The 14438-nt window shown below is 62.9% G+C and carries 14 protein-coding genes; 5 read left to right on the plus strand and 9 right to left on the minus strand.

Annotated elements, in window-relative coordinates; all coding sequences use genetic code 11:
- Positions 1–344: 344 nt before the first annotated feature.
- From HV796_RS23120 to HV796_RS23130, 3 genes are all read right to left on the minus strand, one after another.
- The gene (locus HV796_RS23120; protein ID WP_175228841.1) at positions 345–1559 is read right to left on the minus strand and encodes a benzoate/H(+) symporter BenE family transporter; all 1215 of its coding nucleotides are present in this window, start codon (positions 1557–1559) and stop codon (positions 345–347) included.
- Between the two features lie 186 nt (positions 1560–1745).
- Entirely contained in the window at positions 1746–2921 is a 1176-nt protein-coding gene (locus HV796_RS23125) for a vWA domain-containing protein (protein ID WP_175228842.1), read from the minus strand.
- Between the two features lie 31 nt (positions 2922–2952).
- Entirely contained in the window at positions 2953–3795 is an 843-nt protein-coding gene (locus HV796_RS23130; RefSeq protein WP_175228843.1) for an AAA family ATPase, read from the minus strand.
- A gap of 453 nt (positions 3796–4248) precedes the next feature.
- On the opposite strand from HV796_RS23130, the gene HV796_RS23135 reads away from it, so the two are divergent.
- Together HV796_RS23135 and HV796_RS23140 are read left to right on the plus strand one after the other, a co-directional pair.
- Entirely contained in the window at positions 4249–4617 is a 369-nt protein-coding gene (locus HV796_RS23135) for a c-type cytochrome (protein WP_175228844.1), read from the plus strand.
- Between the two features lie 61 nt (positions 4618–4678).
- The gene (locus tag HV796_RS23140; protein ID WP_175228845.1) at positions 4679–5065 is read left to right on the plus strand and encodes a c-type cytochrome; all 387 of its coding nucleotides are present in this window, start codon (positions 4679–4681) and stop codon (positions 5063–5065) included.
- 151 nt (positions 5066–5216) lie between these two features.
- On the opposite strand, the gene HV796_RS23145 is transcribed toward HV796_RS23140, so the two are convergent.
- From HV796_RS23145 to rsxB, 3 genes are all read right to left on the minus strand, one after another.
- Positions 5217–5651 carry a DUF1841 family protein gene (locus HV796_RS23145; RefSeq protein WP_175228846.1) on the minus strand — a complete coding sequence of 145 codons (435 nt, stop codon included), beginning with the start codon at positions 5649–5651 and terminating at the stop codon, positions 5217–5219.
- 156 nt (positions 5652–5807) lie between these two features.
- On the minus strand, positions 5808–6452 hold the full coding sequence (gene nth / locus HV796_RS23150) for an endonuclease III (RefSeq protein WP_175228847.1): 645 nt from the start codon (positions 6450–6452) through the stop codon (positions 5808–5810).
- A gap of 17 nt (positions 6453–6469) precedes the next feature.
- Positions 6470–7390: an electron transport complex subunit RsxB gene (gene rsxB / locus HV796_RS23155; protein WP_175228848.1), complete on the minus strand. Its 921-nt coding sequence runs from the start codon at positions 7388–7390 to the stop codon at positions 6470–6472.
- 421 nt (positions 7391–7811) lie between these two features.
- Between rsxB and HV796_RS23160 the strand changes: the two genes are divergently transcribed.
- Positions 7812–8444 carry a TetR/AcrR family transcriptional regulator gene (locus HV796_RS23160; protein ID WP_175113257.1) on the plus strand — a complete coding sequence of 211 codons (633 nt, stop codon included), beginning with the start codon at positions 7812–7814 and terminating at the stop codon, positions 8442–8444.
- A gap of 130 nt (positions 8445–8574) precedes the next feature.
- Here the strand turns inward: HV796_RS23160 and HV796_RS23165 are convergent, their stop codons facing one another.
- Both HV796_RS23165 and HV796_RS23170 read right to left on the minus strand, forming a co-directional pair.
- Positions 8575–9852 carry a polyhydroxyalkanoate depolymerase gene (locus HV796_RS23165; RefSeq protein WP_175228849.1) on the minus strand — a complete coding sequence of 426 codons (1278 nt, stop codon included), beginning with the start codon at positions 9850–9852 and terminating at the stop codon, positions 8575–8577.
- A 194-nt stretch (positions 9853–10046) separates the two neighbouring features.
- Positions 10047–11912 (minus strand): glycoside hydrolase family 15 protein, encoded by a 1866-nt coding sequence (locus tag HV796_RS23170; RefSeq protein ID WP_175228850.1) that lies wholly within the window; start codon positions 11910–11912, stop codon positions 10047–10049.
- A gap of 274 nt (positions 11913–12186) precedes the next feature.
- Here HV796_RS23170 and HV796_RS23175 point away from each other — a divergent pair, with 274 nt between their 5' ends.
- Positions 12187–12432, plus strand: a complete 246-nt coding sequence (locus HV796_RS23175) for a hypothetical protein (protein ID WP_175228851.1) — start codon at positions 12187–12189, stop codon at positions 12430–12432.
- Positions 12433–12681: 249 nt separating this feature from the next.
- On the opposite strand, the gene HV796_RS23180 is transcribed toward HV796_RS23175, so the two are convergent.
- Positions 12682–12822: a DUF3096 domain-containing protein gene (locus HV796_RS23180; RefSeq protein WP_175228852.1), complete on the minus strand. Its 141-nt coding sequence runs from the start codon at positions 12820–12822 to the stop codon at positions 12682–12684.
- 347 nt (positions 12823–13169) lie between these two features.
- Here HV796_RS23180 and HV796_RS23185 point away from each other — a divergent pair, with 347 nt between their 5' ends.
- Positions 13170–14402 carry a lactonase family protein gene (locus HV796_RS23185; protein ID WP_246356000.1) on the plus strand — a complete coding sequence of 411 codons (1233 nt, stop codon included), beginning with the start codon at positions 13170–13172 and terminating at the stop codon, positions 14400–14402.
- The last annotated feature ends 36 nt before the right edge of the window (positions 14403–14438 follow it).

The raw sequence follows: 14438 nt of genomic DNA on the forward strand, positions 1-14438 counted from the left end.
CCGTGGTCAGAAAATGATGACGCTGCTGCCGGTGCCGGCTGTTGCCGACTGGCCGGCGGCGACCGGTCATCCCGCAGGGTCCCGCAGTGCTGAGGCGATCGGGCGTCCCGCGCTGGCGCGTGGGAGCCACGGATCGACACGGATCGACACCGAACGGGGCCACCCAAGTCCACGGTGGCCGGACGTCATACGGAACGCCGCCCGATCCGTTCATTTTATGGCGGAACGGCGGACAATGGTTCGACTGATGCGCGGGGCCGCTCGCGGTGGGCATTCAGCGGTCGCCGAGCGGCGCGGATGCACCGCATCGGCCGTGCCAGCAGGCCGGTATTCGCGCTCTGCGTTTACCCTTTGCGCGCGGTCAGCACGAGCTGCGTGAGCACGCCCGCGACCAGTCCCCAGAATGCGGAACCGATCGACAGCAACGTTAGCCCCGACGCGGTCACCATGAATGTGACAAGCGCCGCTTCGCGCTGCTTGCCGTCCTGCATGGCGTTTGAAAGCCCGCTCATGATCGAGCCGAACAGCGCGAGCGCGGCGACCGACACCACCAGCGCCTTGGGCAGCGACGCGAAGAGCGCGGCGATCGTGGCGCCGAACACGCCTGCGATCAGATAGAAAACGCCGCACCAGAGTGCCGCGGTGTAGCGCTTCGTGCGGTCTTCATGCGCTTCGCGACCGGTGCAGATCGCCGCGGTGATCGCCGCGAGATTGATGCCGTGCGAGCCGAATGGCGCAAGCACGAGCGATGCGAGGCCGGTGGTGGCGATCAGCGGCGATGACGGTGTCGTATAGCCGTCCGCGCGCAGGACCGCGATGCCGGGCACGTTTTGCGATGCCATCGCGACGACGAAGAGCGGGATGCCGATACTGACGATGGCGGACAGCGAAAACGCCGGCATCGTCAGCACGGGATGCGCAAGCGCGATCTGAAAGTGGCTGAAATCGAGCAGGCCGAGTCCGCCCGCGACCATCGTGCCGATGACGAGCGTCGCGACGATCGCGTAGCGCGGCGCGACCCGTTTCACCACGAGGTACGTGAAGAACATCGCGAGCACGAGCGCGGTCTGGAATTGCGCGGCGCGAAAAATCTCGATGCCGATCTCGAACAGAATGCCCGCGAGCAGCGCCGATGCGATGCCGGCCGGAATCTTTTTCATTAGGGCATCGAACCAGCCGGTCAGTCCGACCGCGGTGAGCAGCAGCGCGCACGCGATAAACGCACCGATCGCCTGCGCGTACCCGACATGCGGCAACGACGCAACGAGTAGCGCGGCGCCGGGCGTCGACCACGCGATCACGATCGGCGCGCGAAAACGCAGCGACAGCCCGATTGTGCAAAGCCCCATGCCGATCGACAGCGCCCAGATCCACGACGAAATCTGCGCATCGGTCAGATGCGCGGCGCGGCCGGCCTGGAACATCAGCACCAGTGAGCTCGTGTAGCCGGTCATCATCGCGACGAAGCCCGCGACCAGTGTCGATAGCGACGAATCGGCGAACGGTTTCAGCGGGGCGGGTGCGCGGCGCGACAGATCGGGCGATGAGGGGGAACTCATGCGGGCAGGGTCTCCGATGCTTGTTGTGTTGCGTGATTGATACGGATTGACGCGAAATCAGTGCGGCATTCTGCCGCATTTTGCGGGTTTTGTGGGGGAGTGCGAACGGGAATGGGCGATCTCGGGATCACGCGCCGTGGCAGGACCCCGTCGCGGGAGGACCCCGCCGCAAGATGGCCCGCCCACCTATTTACTGAGCACGCGCATGGCGGTTTCGAGTCCCGCGAGCGTCAGCGGGTACATCCGGTGCCCAAGCACCTCGCGTATCACCGATACCGACTGCCGGTACTCCCACAGTGCCTCGGGTTCGGGGTTAAGCCACGCGAAGCGCGGGAAATGGTCGGCGAGCCGGCGTAACCAGATCGCACCCGCTTCGCGGTTGTTGTATTCGACCGAGCCGCCCGGCTGCAGCACTTCGTAGGGGCTCATCGTCGCGTCGCCGACGAAGATCAGCTTGTAGTCGGCGCTGAACTTGTGCAGCACATCCCACGTCGGCGTGCGCTCGGTATGGCGGCGGCGATTGTTCTTCCACAGAAAGTCGTACACGCAGTTGTGGAAGTAATAGAACTCGAGGTGCTTGAACTCGGCCTTCGCGGCCGAGAAGAGTTCTTCAGTGCGCTTGATGTGGTCGTCCATCGAGCCGCCGACGTCAAGCAGCATCAGCACTTTCACGTTGTTGTGCCGCTCCGGCACCATCTTCAGGTCGAGCCAGCCGGCGTTCGCGGCGGTGCTGCGGATCGTGTCGGGCAGGTCGAGTTCTTCCGCGGCGCCCTCGCGTGCGAAGCGGCGCAGCCGCCGCAGCGCAACCTTGATGTTGCGCGTGCCGATTTCGACCTGATCGTCATAGTCGCGGTACGCGCGCGCGTCCCATACCTTCACGGCACTGCGATTGCCCGCCGTGTCGCCGCCGATGCGGATGCCTTCCGGGTTGTAGCCGCCGTTGCCGAACGGCGATGTGCCGCCGGTGCCGATCCATTTGGTGCCGCCTTCGTGACGGCCTCGCTGCTCGTCGAATACTTCTTTCAGACGTTCCAGCAGCTTGTCGAGGCCGCCGAGCGCTTCGATCTGCGCCTTTTCCTCGGGCGTCAGATCGCGCTGCAGTTTCTTCGCGAGCCAGTCGTCGGGCAGATCGAGCGCAAGCGTTGCGGTCTGGTCGATGCCCTTGAAATACGCGCCGAATGCCTGATCGAACTTGTCGAAATACTGCTCGTCCTTGACGAGCGTCAGCCGCGACAGATAGTAGAACTCGTCGAGCGACGGCTCGATCACATTCGCCTTCAGCGCCTCGAGCAGCGTCAGATATTCCTTCACCGAAACCGGCAGCTTCGCGGCGCGCAGCGTGTAGAAGAAGTCGATCAGCATGCCGGGTTCTCCGCGGTGCGAGCCTGCACGCTCAGCGGTTGTTGCGGTTCATGAAGACGAGGCGCTCGAACAGCGACACGTCCTGCTCGTTTTTCAGCAGCGCGCCGGCCAGCGGCGGCACGATCTGCTTGTGGTCGCTCGAATGCAGGGCTTCGGGCGGAATGTCTTCGGCGAGCAGCAGCTTGAGCCAATCGAGCAGTTCGGACGTCGACGGCTTCTTCTTCAGGCCTGACACGTTGCGCAATTCGTAAAAGCTTTCGAGCGCCGCGCGCAACAACGCCTGCTTGATGCCGGGGTAGTGCACCTCGACGATCTGCTGCATCGTCGCCGGATCGGGGAACTTGATGTAATGGAAGAAGCATCGGCGCAGAAAGGCGTCCGGCAGTTCCTTTTCGTTATTCGACGTGATGATCACGAGTGGACGCTGCTTCGCCTTCACGAGCTCGCGCGTTTCGTACACGTAGAACTCCATCCGGTCGAGCTCGCGCAGCAGATCGTTCGGGAACTCAATGTCGGCCTTGTCGATTTCGTCGATTAGCAATACGGTTTGCTGGTCCGACTCGAACGCCTGCCACAACACACCTTTCACGATGTAATGGCGAATGTCCTTCACGCGCTCGTCGCCGAGCTGCGAATCGCGCAGCCGCGATACCGCGTCGTATTCGTACAGGCCCTGCTGCGCTTTGGTAGTCGACTTGATGTGCCACTGCAGCAGCGGCATGCCGAGCGCGGCCGCCACTTCTTCTGCGAGCATCGTCTTGCCGGTGCCGGGTTCGCCTTTGATCAGCAACGGCCGCTTCAACGTGATGGCGGCGTTGACCGCGAGCTTCAGGTCGTCGGTGGCGACGTATTGCGATGAGCCTTCGAAACGCATGGCAGGACGCTCGTTCGGGAAAAATCCCAGTATAAGTCAGATGGGCTGGCGGCTCTGGCGCTGCGGGCCTATCGTTTCGGCTGGGTTTCGGCCCGGTTTTGGCCGGCTTTGCGCGCGGTTAGCGTGGTGTCGCGGCGGATGCCGGGCCGCGCGATGGTGCGGCGCGCGCCGCGCCATCGCGCGCGCAAGCCGTGGGCCCGAGCGCGGCTGTCCGTCCGGTGGACGCCCGGCGCGGCGTCTTGGTACAATTGGGCCGATTTTTTTGGCCTGCGTGGCGATTGACAAAAAAGACGGCGCGGGTCGCCGCTTTTTTGAGCGCCCGTTTTTTGAGGCCATGATTCGGGGCTCGTGCGTGGTGCACCGCATGTCCGCGGCGGCATGTCGCGCATGGGTCTCTCGTTTTTTGTGCCCTCGTTTTTGTGCCGTTTCCCCTCAAGCCAGGTTACAAGAGCTATGAAAAAATTCGTCGGCAAACACGTCGTGATCGCAGCGCTGTCGGGCATTGCGGGCCTCGCGGCCAGTGCGCACGCAGCGGATGTCGTCGGCAACGCGAAAGCGGGCCAGGGCAAGGTCGCGATGTGTATCGGCTGCCACGGTATCCCCGACTACCGGACGGCCTACCCGGAGGTGTACCGGGTACCGATCCTCGGCGGCCAGAACGCGGCGTATCTGATCAACGCGTTGCATGCGTACAAGAAGGGCGATCGCCACTTCGACACGATGCGCGCGATCGCAGGCTCGCTGTCGGACCAGGATATCGCGGATATCGCCGCGTACTACGCGGCGCAAACGCCCACTTCGAAGAACAACCCCGACAAATGACCGACCGCGCTTCCATTTGCACAGTCGCTCGGTCATTCCGCTACGCGGGCCAGGAGAATTCATGAAGAAGCACCCACACGACCTCCACACGATGTTCAAGATCGCATGCGCGTCGTTTGCGCTGGCCGGCTTCGCCGTCGCATCGAACGCGGCGCACGCAGCCGATGCGGACAACGGCAAGACGCTGGTCGAAAGCCACAACTGCGCGGCCTGCCACGGCGCGAAGCTGAACAACCCGGTGAGCCCGGAATATCCGAAGCTCGCGGGACAGCACGCGGACTACATTTACTGGGCGCTGCGCCAGTATCAGATGGGCACGGGCAATCCGCACCTCGGCCGCAACAATCCGATCATGCAGGCGCAGGTGCAGAGCCTGTCGCTGAACGATATGAAGGATATCGCCGCCTATATCGAATCGCTCAAGGGCGATCTGGTCGAGAAGAAGTAGTTTTTCGACGCAATCGACCGGTGAGCTCCGGTTCACCGGCTAGACGAAAACGAAAACACCCCGCCGTTTATCAGTGGCGGGGTTTGTTTTTTTGCTGCTGGCACGCGCCGTACGGGGCGCTTCCGGCGGCGCGCGCGACCCGACGCGTTAATCAGTCTCGTGAAGCGCGGCGCTCGATCCGCTGCAGATAAGCGTCCGTATCGGGCGGCGTGTTCGTCCGCTGCGCCTCCCAGATCGTCTCGCCGAGGCATTCCATGATCGCGTGCTGTGCGTCGTGCGTCGAGCCGAGTCGCGCGACCAGCCGCTCGTGCGCCGCGCGAATGCCCGGCGGTTGATCGATCGACAGTTGCTCGCTGATCGCAAGATGCATCGACAGATGCAGAAACGGATTCGTTTTGCCGCGCTCGGGCGAATAGTCCTGCGCGGCGGCAGCTTCGGGATCGGTCAGCTCGGCGTGGTACTCCGGGTGTTCGACAATCCAGTCCGCCGCAATCGACTCGAGCGGCGTCAGAATATCGCCCGCGCGCTGCTTGCGCCAGGTGTCGGTGAAAAAACGTCGGACTTCGTCGCGGCTGGGATTGAACATCGGCGATGGTGAAAGCGGCAGGAAGCAAAAACAGGGCTAAAGGCAGAGCGCCAGGAGGCGGCGTGAGGCTGCGCCGTAGCGGCGCGCCGTCCAATATTTTACGCTGCGCCGCCTGTGCCCGCCGCGCTTCGCCTGCCGCGCCGGGCAACGCGCGCGTCACAGTTCAGGTGGCGGGGTCTTCTGTCTGAATTCGCAAAGCGGCTCGATCACGCAGTGCCAGCATTCCGGACGGCGCGCCTTGCACACGTAGCGGCCATGCAGGATCAGCCAGTGATGCGCATCGTGTCTGAACTCAGCCGGCGTGAACTTCTCGAGCGCGGCTTCGACCGCGCGCACATCTTTGCCCGGCGCCAGGCCCGTTCGATTCGCAACCCGAAAGATATGTGTGTCGACGGCAATCGTCGGATGACCGAACGCCGTGTTCAATACAACGTTCGCAGTCTTTCGGCCGACGCCCGGCAGACTTTCCAGTGCCTCGCGGTCGGCCGGGACCTCGCCGCCGTACTGATCGACCAGAATCCGGCATGCCGCGACCACGTTCTTCGCTTTGGTCCGGTAGAGACCGATCGTCCTGATGTACTCGGCCACGCCGGCTTCGCCCAGTTCAATCATCTGTTGCGGCGTATTGGCCACCGGAAACATCTTGCGCATCGCCTTGTTGACTGACACGTCGGTCGCTTGCGCCGACAGCATCACAGCGATCAGCAGTTCGAACGGCGTCGTGTACTCGAGCTCGGTGGTCGGATGCGGATTCAGGCTTTGCAGCGTCTCGAAGATCTCGCGGCGTTTGTTCGCGTTCATGCGGAAGGGTGGGTGCGTTAGCGCTTCGGGTTGGACGGGGCGGGGTCGCGTGCCGGTTGTGCATCGGATGGGTCGTCCGGGCCTTGCCGGCTGTCTTCCTCGTTGATGCCCAGACGCCGGCGGCGCGCTTGCGCGGCGTCGATCTGTGCCTGTACATCGGCGGTGACGTTCGTCGTGTTGTGCGGACCTTGTCCCTGCGCTGACCGCTCTTCCTTTTTCTTGCGTGCACGTTCGAGCGCAGCCTGGATGATCGCGCGTTTTTTCGCTTCGGCGTCTTCGGCGGTGGCAGATGGGCTTGCCGTTGCGCCGGGACTGGGCGGCGCTGTGTTTGCGGGCGCCGCCGCGGCGCCCGCACTGCCGGCGTCCGCGCCGGCTGCTGCCGCGCTCACCGCCGAACGTCGCGCTGCCGCGCGTGCTTCGGCCGCTTCGCGTTCATGCGCGAGCCGCGCGCCGCGCCGGTGATAACGCCCGCGCGCCGCGTCGGCCTGTTGCTGGCTCCACGCGTCCCAGCCGGTCGCGTTGCCGGTGACCGGAATCATCGCGATGCAATCGACCGGACAGGGCGGCACGCATAGATCGCAGCCGGTGCAGAGCTCGGCGACCATCGTATGCATCTGTTTTGCCGCGCCGATGATCGCGTCGACAGGACACGCTTGCATGCACAGCGTGCAGCCGATGCACAGGTTTTCGTCGATAAAGGCGACCGGCCTTGGCCGCTCGATGCCATTGGCCGGGTTGAGCGGAATCACCGGCTTGCCGAGCAGCGCGGCGAGCCGCGCGATGCCTTGCGCACCGCCCGGCGGGCACTGGTTGTAGTTCGCGCTGCCTTGCGCAATAGCTTCCGCATACGGGCGGCAACCGTTGTAGCCGCACTTCGTGCATTGCGTTTGTGGAAGCAGATCTTCGATGCGGTCTGCGAGGGTTTTCGAATCGGTCACGGTGACGAGGTCGGGACTTTCTGCTTCGCTTCATCGATGCCGACCGCGCGGGCCGTCGGTCATGCGGATTGGGGCGGGTTTGGTTCGTTGTTTCCGTCGGGCGGCGTTTCGTCGGGCGACGGCCCGCCGGCAACGCGCCATCCGCGCATGCGGACACCATGATGTCCGCCAGTGCGATGCCGGCTATGCACGGTGCGCGGCTTGTGCGATAAGGCTTTGGCCAAATGCACATTATCGCCGATTTCCCCAGTTGCGATTGCCGAACCATGTGCCATAATCGAAGCGCTTTACGAATGACCGCAGGAGGGTGTTCCCACCAACCAGCCCGCGCAGCGCCGCCATGCCGCTTCGTGTCAGGAGCCAGGGTCATGAAGCTGGCGGTGTGATCCGGAATACGCGGCTCACGAAGCACGTTGCCACCATGAATCAGCCGAAAATCAAAAGAGATCCTGAAGGCACCCGTCGCCGTATCCTGCTCGCGGCGGCCGAGGAGTTTGCAAATGGTGGGTTGTTCGGCGCACGCGTCGATCAGATCGCCCGCCGCGCGGAAACCAATGAACGCATGCTCTATTACTACTTCGGTAGCAAGGAGCAGCTTTTCACCGCGGTACTCGAACACGCGTTCAGCGCGCTCACGGAAGCCGAGCGCACACTGGACCTCGCAGGCATCGCGCCGGTCGAGGCGATTACGCGTCTCGCGCATTTCGTGTGGGATTACTACCGCGATCATCCGGAACTGCTGCGGCTCATCAATAACGAAAATCTGCACGAGGCGCGGTATATGCGGAAGTCGACGCGTATCCGCGAAATGATTTCGCCGATCGTTGCGACGCTCGGCGGCATTCTCGAGCGGGGCCAGCGCGCAGGGTTGTTCCGCACGAACGTCGACCCGTTGCGCTTTTACGTGACGCTCTCCGGTATGGGCTACTACATCGTGTCGAACCGCTTCACACTTGAAGCGACCCTCGCACGCGATTTCAGCTCAGCGGCGGAACGCAGCGAGATCGTGCAGATGAACACCGAAATTCTGCTTGCCTATCTGTTGCGCCGCTAACGGGCCCACCGGAACCAGCGAACGAACCGCGCGAAAATAAAAACGGCAACGGTCTCGCGAGAGACCGTTGCCGTTCATTTGCGTTCGCGCGGCGGGCGCTATCGATCAGCGCATCCGTGCGCCGCGAGCGTCACGCCTCGACCCGTTCCACTTCAGGCTTTTTCGCCTTGTTGTGCTCGAGGATAAAGTCGCGAATTTGCGGATAAATGATGGTGCGCCACCGGCGGCCGGAGAAGATACCGTAGTGCCCGCATTTCTCAGCGGTGAAATGCCTGCGGTGCTTCGCCGGAATGCCGGTGCACAGTTCGTGCGCGGCCTTCGTCTGGCCGCTGCCGGAGATATCGTCGAGTTCGCCCTCGATCGTGAATAGCGCCGTGCTCCGGATGTCCTGCGGACGCACCAGCTCGCCGCCCACTTCCCACGTGCCTTCCGCGAGCCGGAACTCCTGGAACACGACCTGGATCGTCTGAAGATAGTACTCGGCGGCCATGTCGAGCACCGCGTTGTATTCGTCGTAGAAACGGCGATGTGCTTCGGCGTCCTCTTCGTCGCCGCGCATCAGGCTCTGGTAGAAGTCCCAATGCGATGCCGCGTGCCGCTCCGGGTTCATCGCGACGAAGCCCGCATGCTGCAGGAAGCCCGGATAGACCCTGCGCCCGACGCCCGGGTAGTTCGACGGCACGTTGTAGATCACGTTCGTCTCGAACCAGTTGAGCGAGTGCTGCGTCGCGAGCGAGTTGACCGACGTCGGACTCTTGCGCGCATCGATCGGGCCACCCATCATCGTCATCGTGCGCGGCGTGTCTTCGCCGCGGCTGGCCATCAGCGCGATCGCCGCGAGCACCGGCACGGTCGGCTGGCAGACCGAAATGACATGCAGATTCTTCGCGCCGATATGGCGGATGAACTCCTGGATGTACGCGATGTAGTCGTCGAGATCGAACGGGCCGTCTTCGAACGGCACCATCCGCGCGTCGATCCAGTCGGTGATGTACACCTTGTGGTCTTGCAGCAGCGTGCGCACGGTGTCGCGCAGGAGCGTCGCGTGATGGCCCGATAGCGGCGCGCACACCAGCACGACGGGCTCGTCTTTCAGCTGCGCGACCGCGTCGGAATCGTCGGCGAAGCGCTTGAAGCGCATCAGCCGGCAAAACGGCTTTTCGATGATCGTCTGCTCGACGATCGGAATGTTGTGGCCGTCCTTGACGATCTGATGCAGATCGAACTCGGGCTTCTCGTAGTCCTTGCCGAGCCGGTACAGCAGTTCGTAGCCCGCCGATAGACGGGTGGCGCCCGGAATATACGCAAGCGGACTGGCCGGATTCGCGAACGATTTCGAGGCTGCCTGGGCCCAGGCGGTGAGCGGACTCAAAAGTGCCCGCTGGAATTCGTGAAATTGATAGAGCATGGGTGCTCCAGCGTTATTGCGGTGCGCGCGGGGCTGCGCGAAAGCACGCGTAGCGTCGAGGCGGCCCGGAGTGGTTATTAAACATTGATTATCGGCCGACAGACCCGTTCGATGATATCCAACCACGCGATGTTGTGCTACGCAGCAACGGTGCGCCAGGCCACAAATGGAGTGTCATCACAAACGTTATCAAATCATGCTACTGGGCTGGGTTCGGCATCGGCGTTCGACGAGCCGTCGGGTCCTTGCCCATCGTGGGGCGGCTGCCCGGTGGCCTTGGCCATTTCCTGCTCATGTTTCATCAGGTTCAGACCCGTATGGACGAGCGCGACATGCGAAAACCCTTGCGGGAAATTACCGACCAGGCGTCCAGCCACCGGATCGTATTCTTCGGCGAGTAGCCCGACATCGTTAGCGAGGGACAGAAGACGCTCGTACATCTCACGCGCTTCTTTCACTCGCCCCAGCAACGCCAGGTTGTCCACGAACCAGAACGAACACGCAAGGAACGTTCCTTCTCCCGGCGGCAGGCCGTCGTCGAATTGGGTCGTACGATACCGCATTACAAATCCGTCGTGCATCAAATATCGCTCGGTCGCGTCGACTGTGCTCGCAACCCGTGGGTCCGATGGCGGCAGGAACCCGAGTAGGGGTAACAATAGCACGCTTGCATCGAGTTCGCTGCCCCCATAGATTTGAGTAAATGCCTGCAGTTCGGGGTTCCAGCTCTTCGTACACACGTCCGCATGAATTCGTGCGCGCATCTCGCGCCAGTGATCGAGCGGCCCCGGCAGGTCGAACTGCTCGGCTGACTTGATCGCGCGGTCGTAGGCGACCCACGCCATCACCTTGGAGAACGTGAAATGCTGGCGCCCGCCGCGCGTCTCCCAGATACCTTCGTCAGGCTCTTCCCAGATCGTCTCGAGGTGCGCGAGCATCGCACGCTGAACGTTCCACGAGGTTTCGTCGGCCTGTAGCCCGCCGACCCGCGCGAGATGCAGCGCGTTCATCACTTCGCCATATACGTCGAGCTGCAGTTGCCCGACCGCGTTATTGCCGATGCGTACCGGTTTCGCGCCCTGGTAGCCCGGCAGCCATTCGATTTCGAATTCCGGCAGACGCCGCTCGCCGGCGAGACCGTACATGATCTGCACCTGGTCGGGGGCGCCGGCCATCACGCGGCCCAGCCATGTGCGCCACGCCCGCGCTTCGTCGTAATAGCCGCCGCGCATCATCGCGAGCAGCGTGATGGTCGCGTCGCGCAGCCAGACGTAGCGGTAGTCCCAGTTGCGTGTGCCGCCGAGCTGCTCGGGCAGCGACGTGGTCGGGGCGGCGACGATGCCGCCGGTGGGCTCGTAGGCGAGCGCTTTCAGCGTGATCAGCGAGCGCTGGATTTCCTTTGCGTAGTGGCCGTTGACGGTGCTGCGCGACGACCATTCGAGCCAGTGGTTCTCGGTGCGCGCCAGCGCGGTCAACGGGTCGTGCGCCGGCGGAATGCGCAGATGCGACGCCGAGTAGGTGAGCGAAAACGGCACGCGCTCACCTGCGGAGACCGTGAATTCCGCGACCGTGCGCATATTCTCGCCCTTCAGTTCAACCGGCGTGCGCAACGCGACCGTATCCGGCCCGACGATCGCCTTGATGCCGCTGTCGTGTAGCAGGCGGCTCACCCACGGAATCGAGAAGCCGTAGTCAAAGCGCAGCACGAGCTCCATCTGCATCTTCACCGTGCCGCGTTTGCCGACCACGATGCGGATCAGTTCGGACCAGCCGTTGCCAGGCGGCATGAAGTCGATCACGGTGACCGCGCCATCCGGCGTTTCGTAGTCGGTTTCGAGGATCAGCGTCTCGCCGCGATAACGGCGGCGCGTCGATTTGACCGGCTCGCCGTACGGCGCGATCAGCCAGCGTCCGTTGTCCTCGGTGCCGAGCAACGCGGCGAAGCAGGCGCCCGAATCGAAACGCGGCCAGCAAAGCCAGTCGACCGAGCCATCGCGGGAGATCAGCGCGGCGGTGTGGCCGTCGCCAACGAGTGCGTAGTCTTCAATGGGTGCGGGCATAAGCTTGACGTTCGATCAAATGATCGTATAGAGCGATGGGTAAGAAGTGCGCATTATGCGAATGCGCAGGTTCATTAAACGCTGATTTTACCGAAACGGCGTGATACATCTTGATGTAACGCAAAAAGGAGAAATTGAGTATTGGCAGGCCTCATTTTCGCTGCCTACAATCGGACTTCCGGATATCTCACGTGACCGGCAGCGCGGTTTACCGCTTGTGTCTCCGACTTCGCTGCCGCATTGCGCCCAAGGTGCAGTTTCGAGGATGAAAGCCATGCTGAACCCGTCGAAATCAGATTGCATCACCATTCTTTCCGCCGCCAGCGAACTGCCTGACGGAAAACTGCTGTCTCTCGATTGCCGTTCACTCGGCCTGTCTCGCAATGGAATGGACACCGCCGCCCGGTTCCTGATCGAGCGCGCGTGTTTCAAGCGTTATAGCGAAGGCGATGGTCATTATGCCGTCGGCAGCCTGTCGCTGCAGGGCCGTTTGCGTCTGGACCAACTGGCCAACGGTTGAGCGCATTCAAGGCTTGGATCGAGCGCGAATGATTGGGTGTGCGGCAAGCGCGTTTGGCACGCGTGGCAAGCACGCTAGTCACAAAAAGCGCGTGTCAGGCACGTCAAGCGACCCGGTTGTGCCGCGATGTGCGGCCGGGGCCGGTGCAATCGCATGTTCATGCTGCGCCGGTCCATCGCTATTCGAAGTGACACCTCACCTGTCGCCTGGGCGGGCAGCGCGGCCCATCCAGGCGGCACGCGTGCTGGCTTACTTCACGCCTATCAAGCCGATGATGCCGATAATGATCAGGTACAGCGCGACAATGTAGTTGAGCAGGCGCGGCATGACCAGGATCAGAATGCCGGCGATCAACGAAACGAGCGGGCCGAGACTGAGTGTGACGTTCATGAAGACTCCGTAGTTTGAGTTAGCCAGATTGAGCCTCGAAAGGCCGCTAGTGTCACCGCGCGATGCGTTGCCGACGCGCTGCCGGCATCGGAGCCGACCTGGTCCGGCCGGGCCGAGCTGCGCGTGACTGGGCGATCCGCTGCGACGCTTCTATACTTGCCCGTACAACCCACTACACCGACGCACTACACCGCGACATCTCCGGCACGCCCGCCAACGATCCGCCTCGGAGCGGACGGCAGACCAGCGACACCGCAACAACCAGATAAACCGATGTCAAGGAGATTCTCATGCATCGCGACAACCGGACGGCGGCCTGCGCCGTGCCGCTGTTTCCGTTCCTCCTTATGCTTGTGTTTGCGCTGATGCGTTCATTTCGCTTCCCACGTTCGACAGCCTCGATCATAAAAGGTCTTGCACTCATGGTCTCGATCATTGCCACGTCCGCGTCCGCACAACGGACGGCCACGCCGCCCGCCGACGGCGTCTACGACCTGCTGGTCGGCACCTACACCGGGCCGAAGAGCGAAGGCATCGATGTCTATCGCTTCGACACGAAGACCGGCGCGGCGACGCGCGTATCCGGCGCGCAGACCGTCAATCCGTCGTATCTCGTGGCGAGCCGCGACGGTCGCTTCGTGTACGCGGTCAACGAACTGCCGGGCGACAACGGGCCGGCCACGCAGCGCGGCGGGATCAGTGCGTTCGCCTTTGATGCGACGAGCGGGCAATTGACGTTCCTGAACAAGGTGTCGTCCGACGGCAACGACCCTTGCTACCTGAGTCTCTCGCCGGATGGCCGTTATCTGACGACCGCGAACTATTCGGTTGCGGCCGATCCGGGCGGCAGTTTCGCGGTATTTCCGCTTGAAGCCGATGGCAAGCTCGGTACCGCGGTGCTGAGCGTGCATCATGAAGGCGGTGGTCCGGTGAAAGGTCGGCAGGACAACGCGCACGTGCATTCGACGGTGTTTTCGCCGGATGGCCAGTACCTGTTCGCGCAGGATCTCGGCGCCGACAAGCTGTTCGTCTATCGCTATACGCCCGATGGCAGCCGCGGCTTGTTCGGCCCGACTGAACGTCGGTACGTTGAGATGGAGGCGGGCTCGGGTCCGCGTCACCTCGTGTTCGCGCCGGATGGCAAGCATGCATACCTGACCAGCGAACTGGCCGCGACCGTCACCGTGTTTCGTTACAGCGACGGCAATCTCACGCCGATTCAGACCCTGCCGATGACAAAGCCTGGCTTCAACGGGCAAGTCGCGGCGGCGGCGATTCACGTGTCGCCTGACGGGCGCTTCGTGTACGCGAGCAATCGCGGCGATGCGAACGAGATCGTGGTCTATGCGGTCGATCCGGCGAACGGCCATCTGCATGAAGTCGGACGCCAGTCGAGCCTCGGCCAGGCGCCGCGTGAATTTTCGATCGATCCGACCGGTCACTGGCTGATTGTCGGCAATCAGAACAGCGATACCGCGTATGTGTTTCGGCGCGATGTGCAAAGCGGGCTGCTCGACGCGAATCCGACGCGGCTCGATATCGGCGCACCGGTCGATTTCGTCTGGGTGTCGCCATCCTGAACGCGGTAAGCCGCAGCGTGACCTAACCGGTCGCTG

The organism is Paraburkholderia humisilvae, from assembly GCF_902859855.1.
Lineage (GTDB): Bacteria > Pseudomonadota > Gammaproteobacteria > Burkholderiales > Burkholderiaceae > Paraburkholderia > Paraburkholderia humisilvae.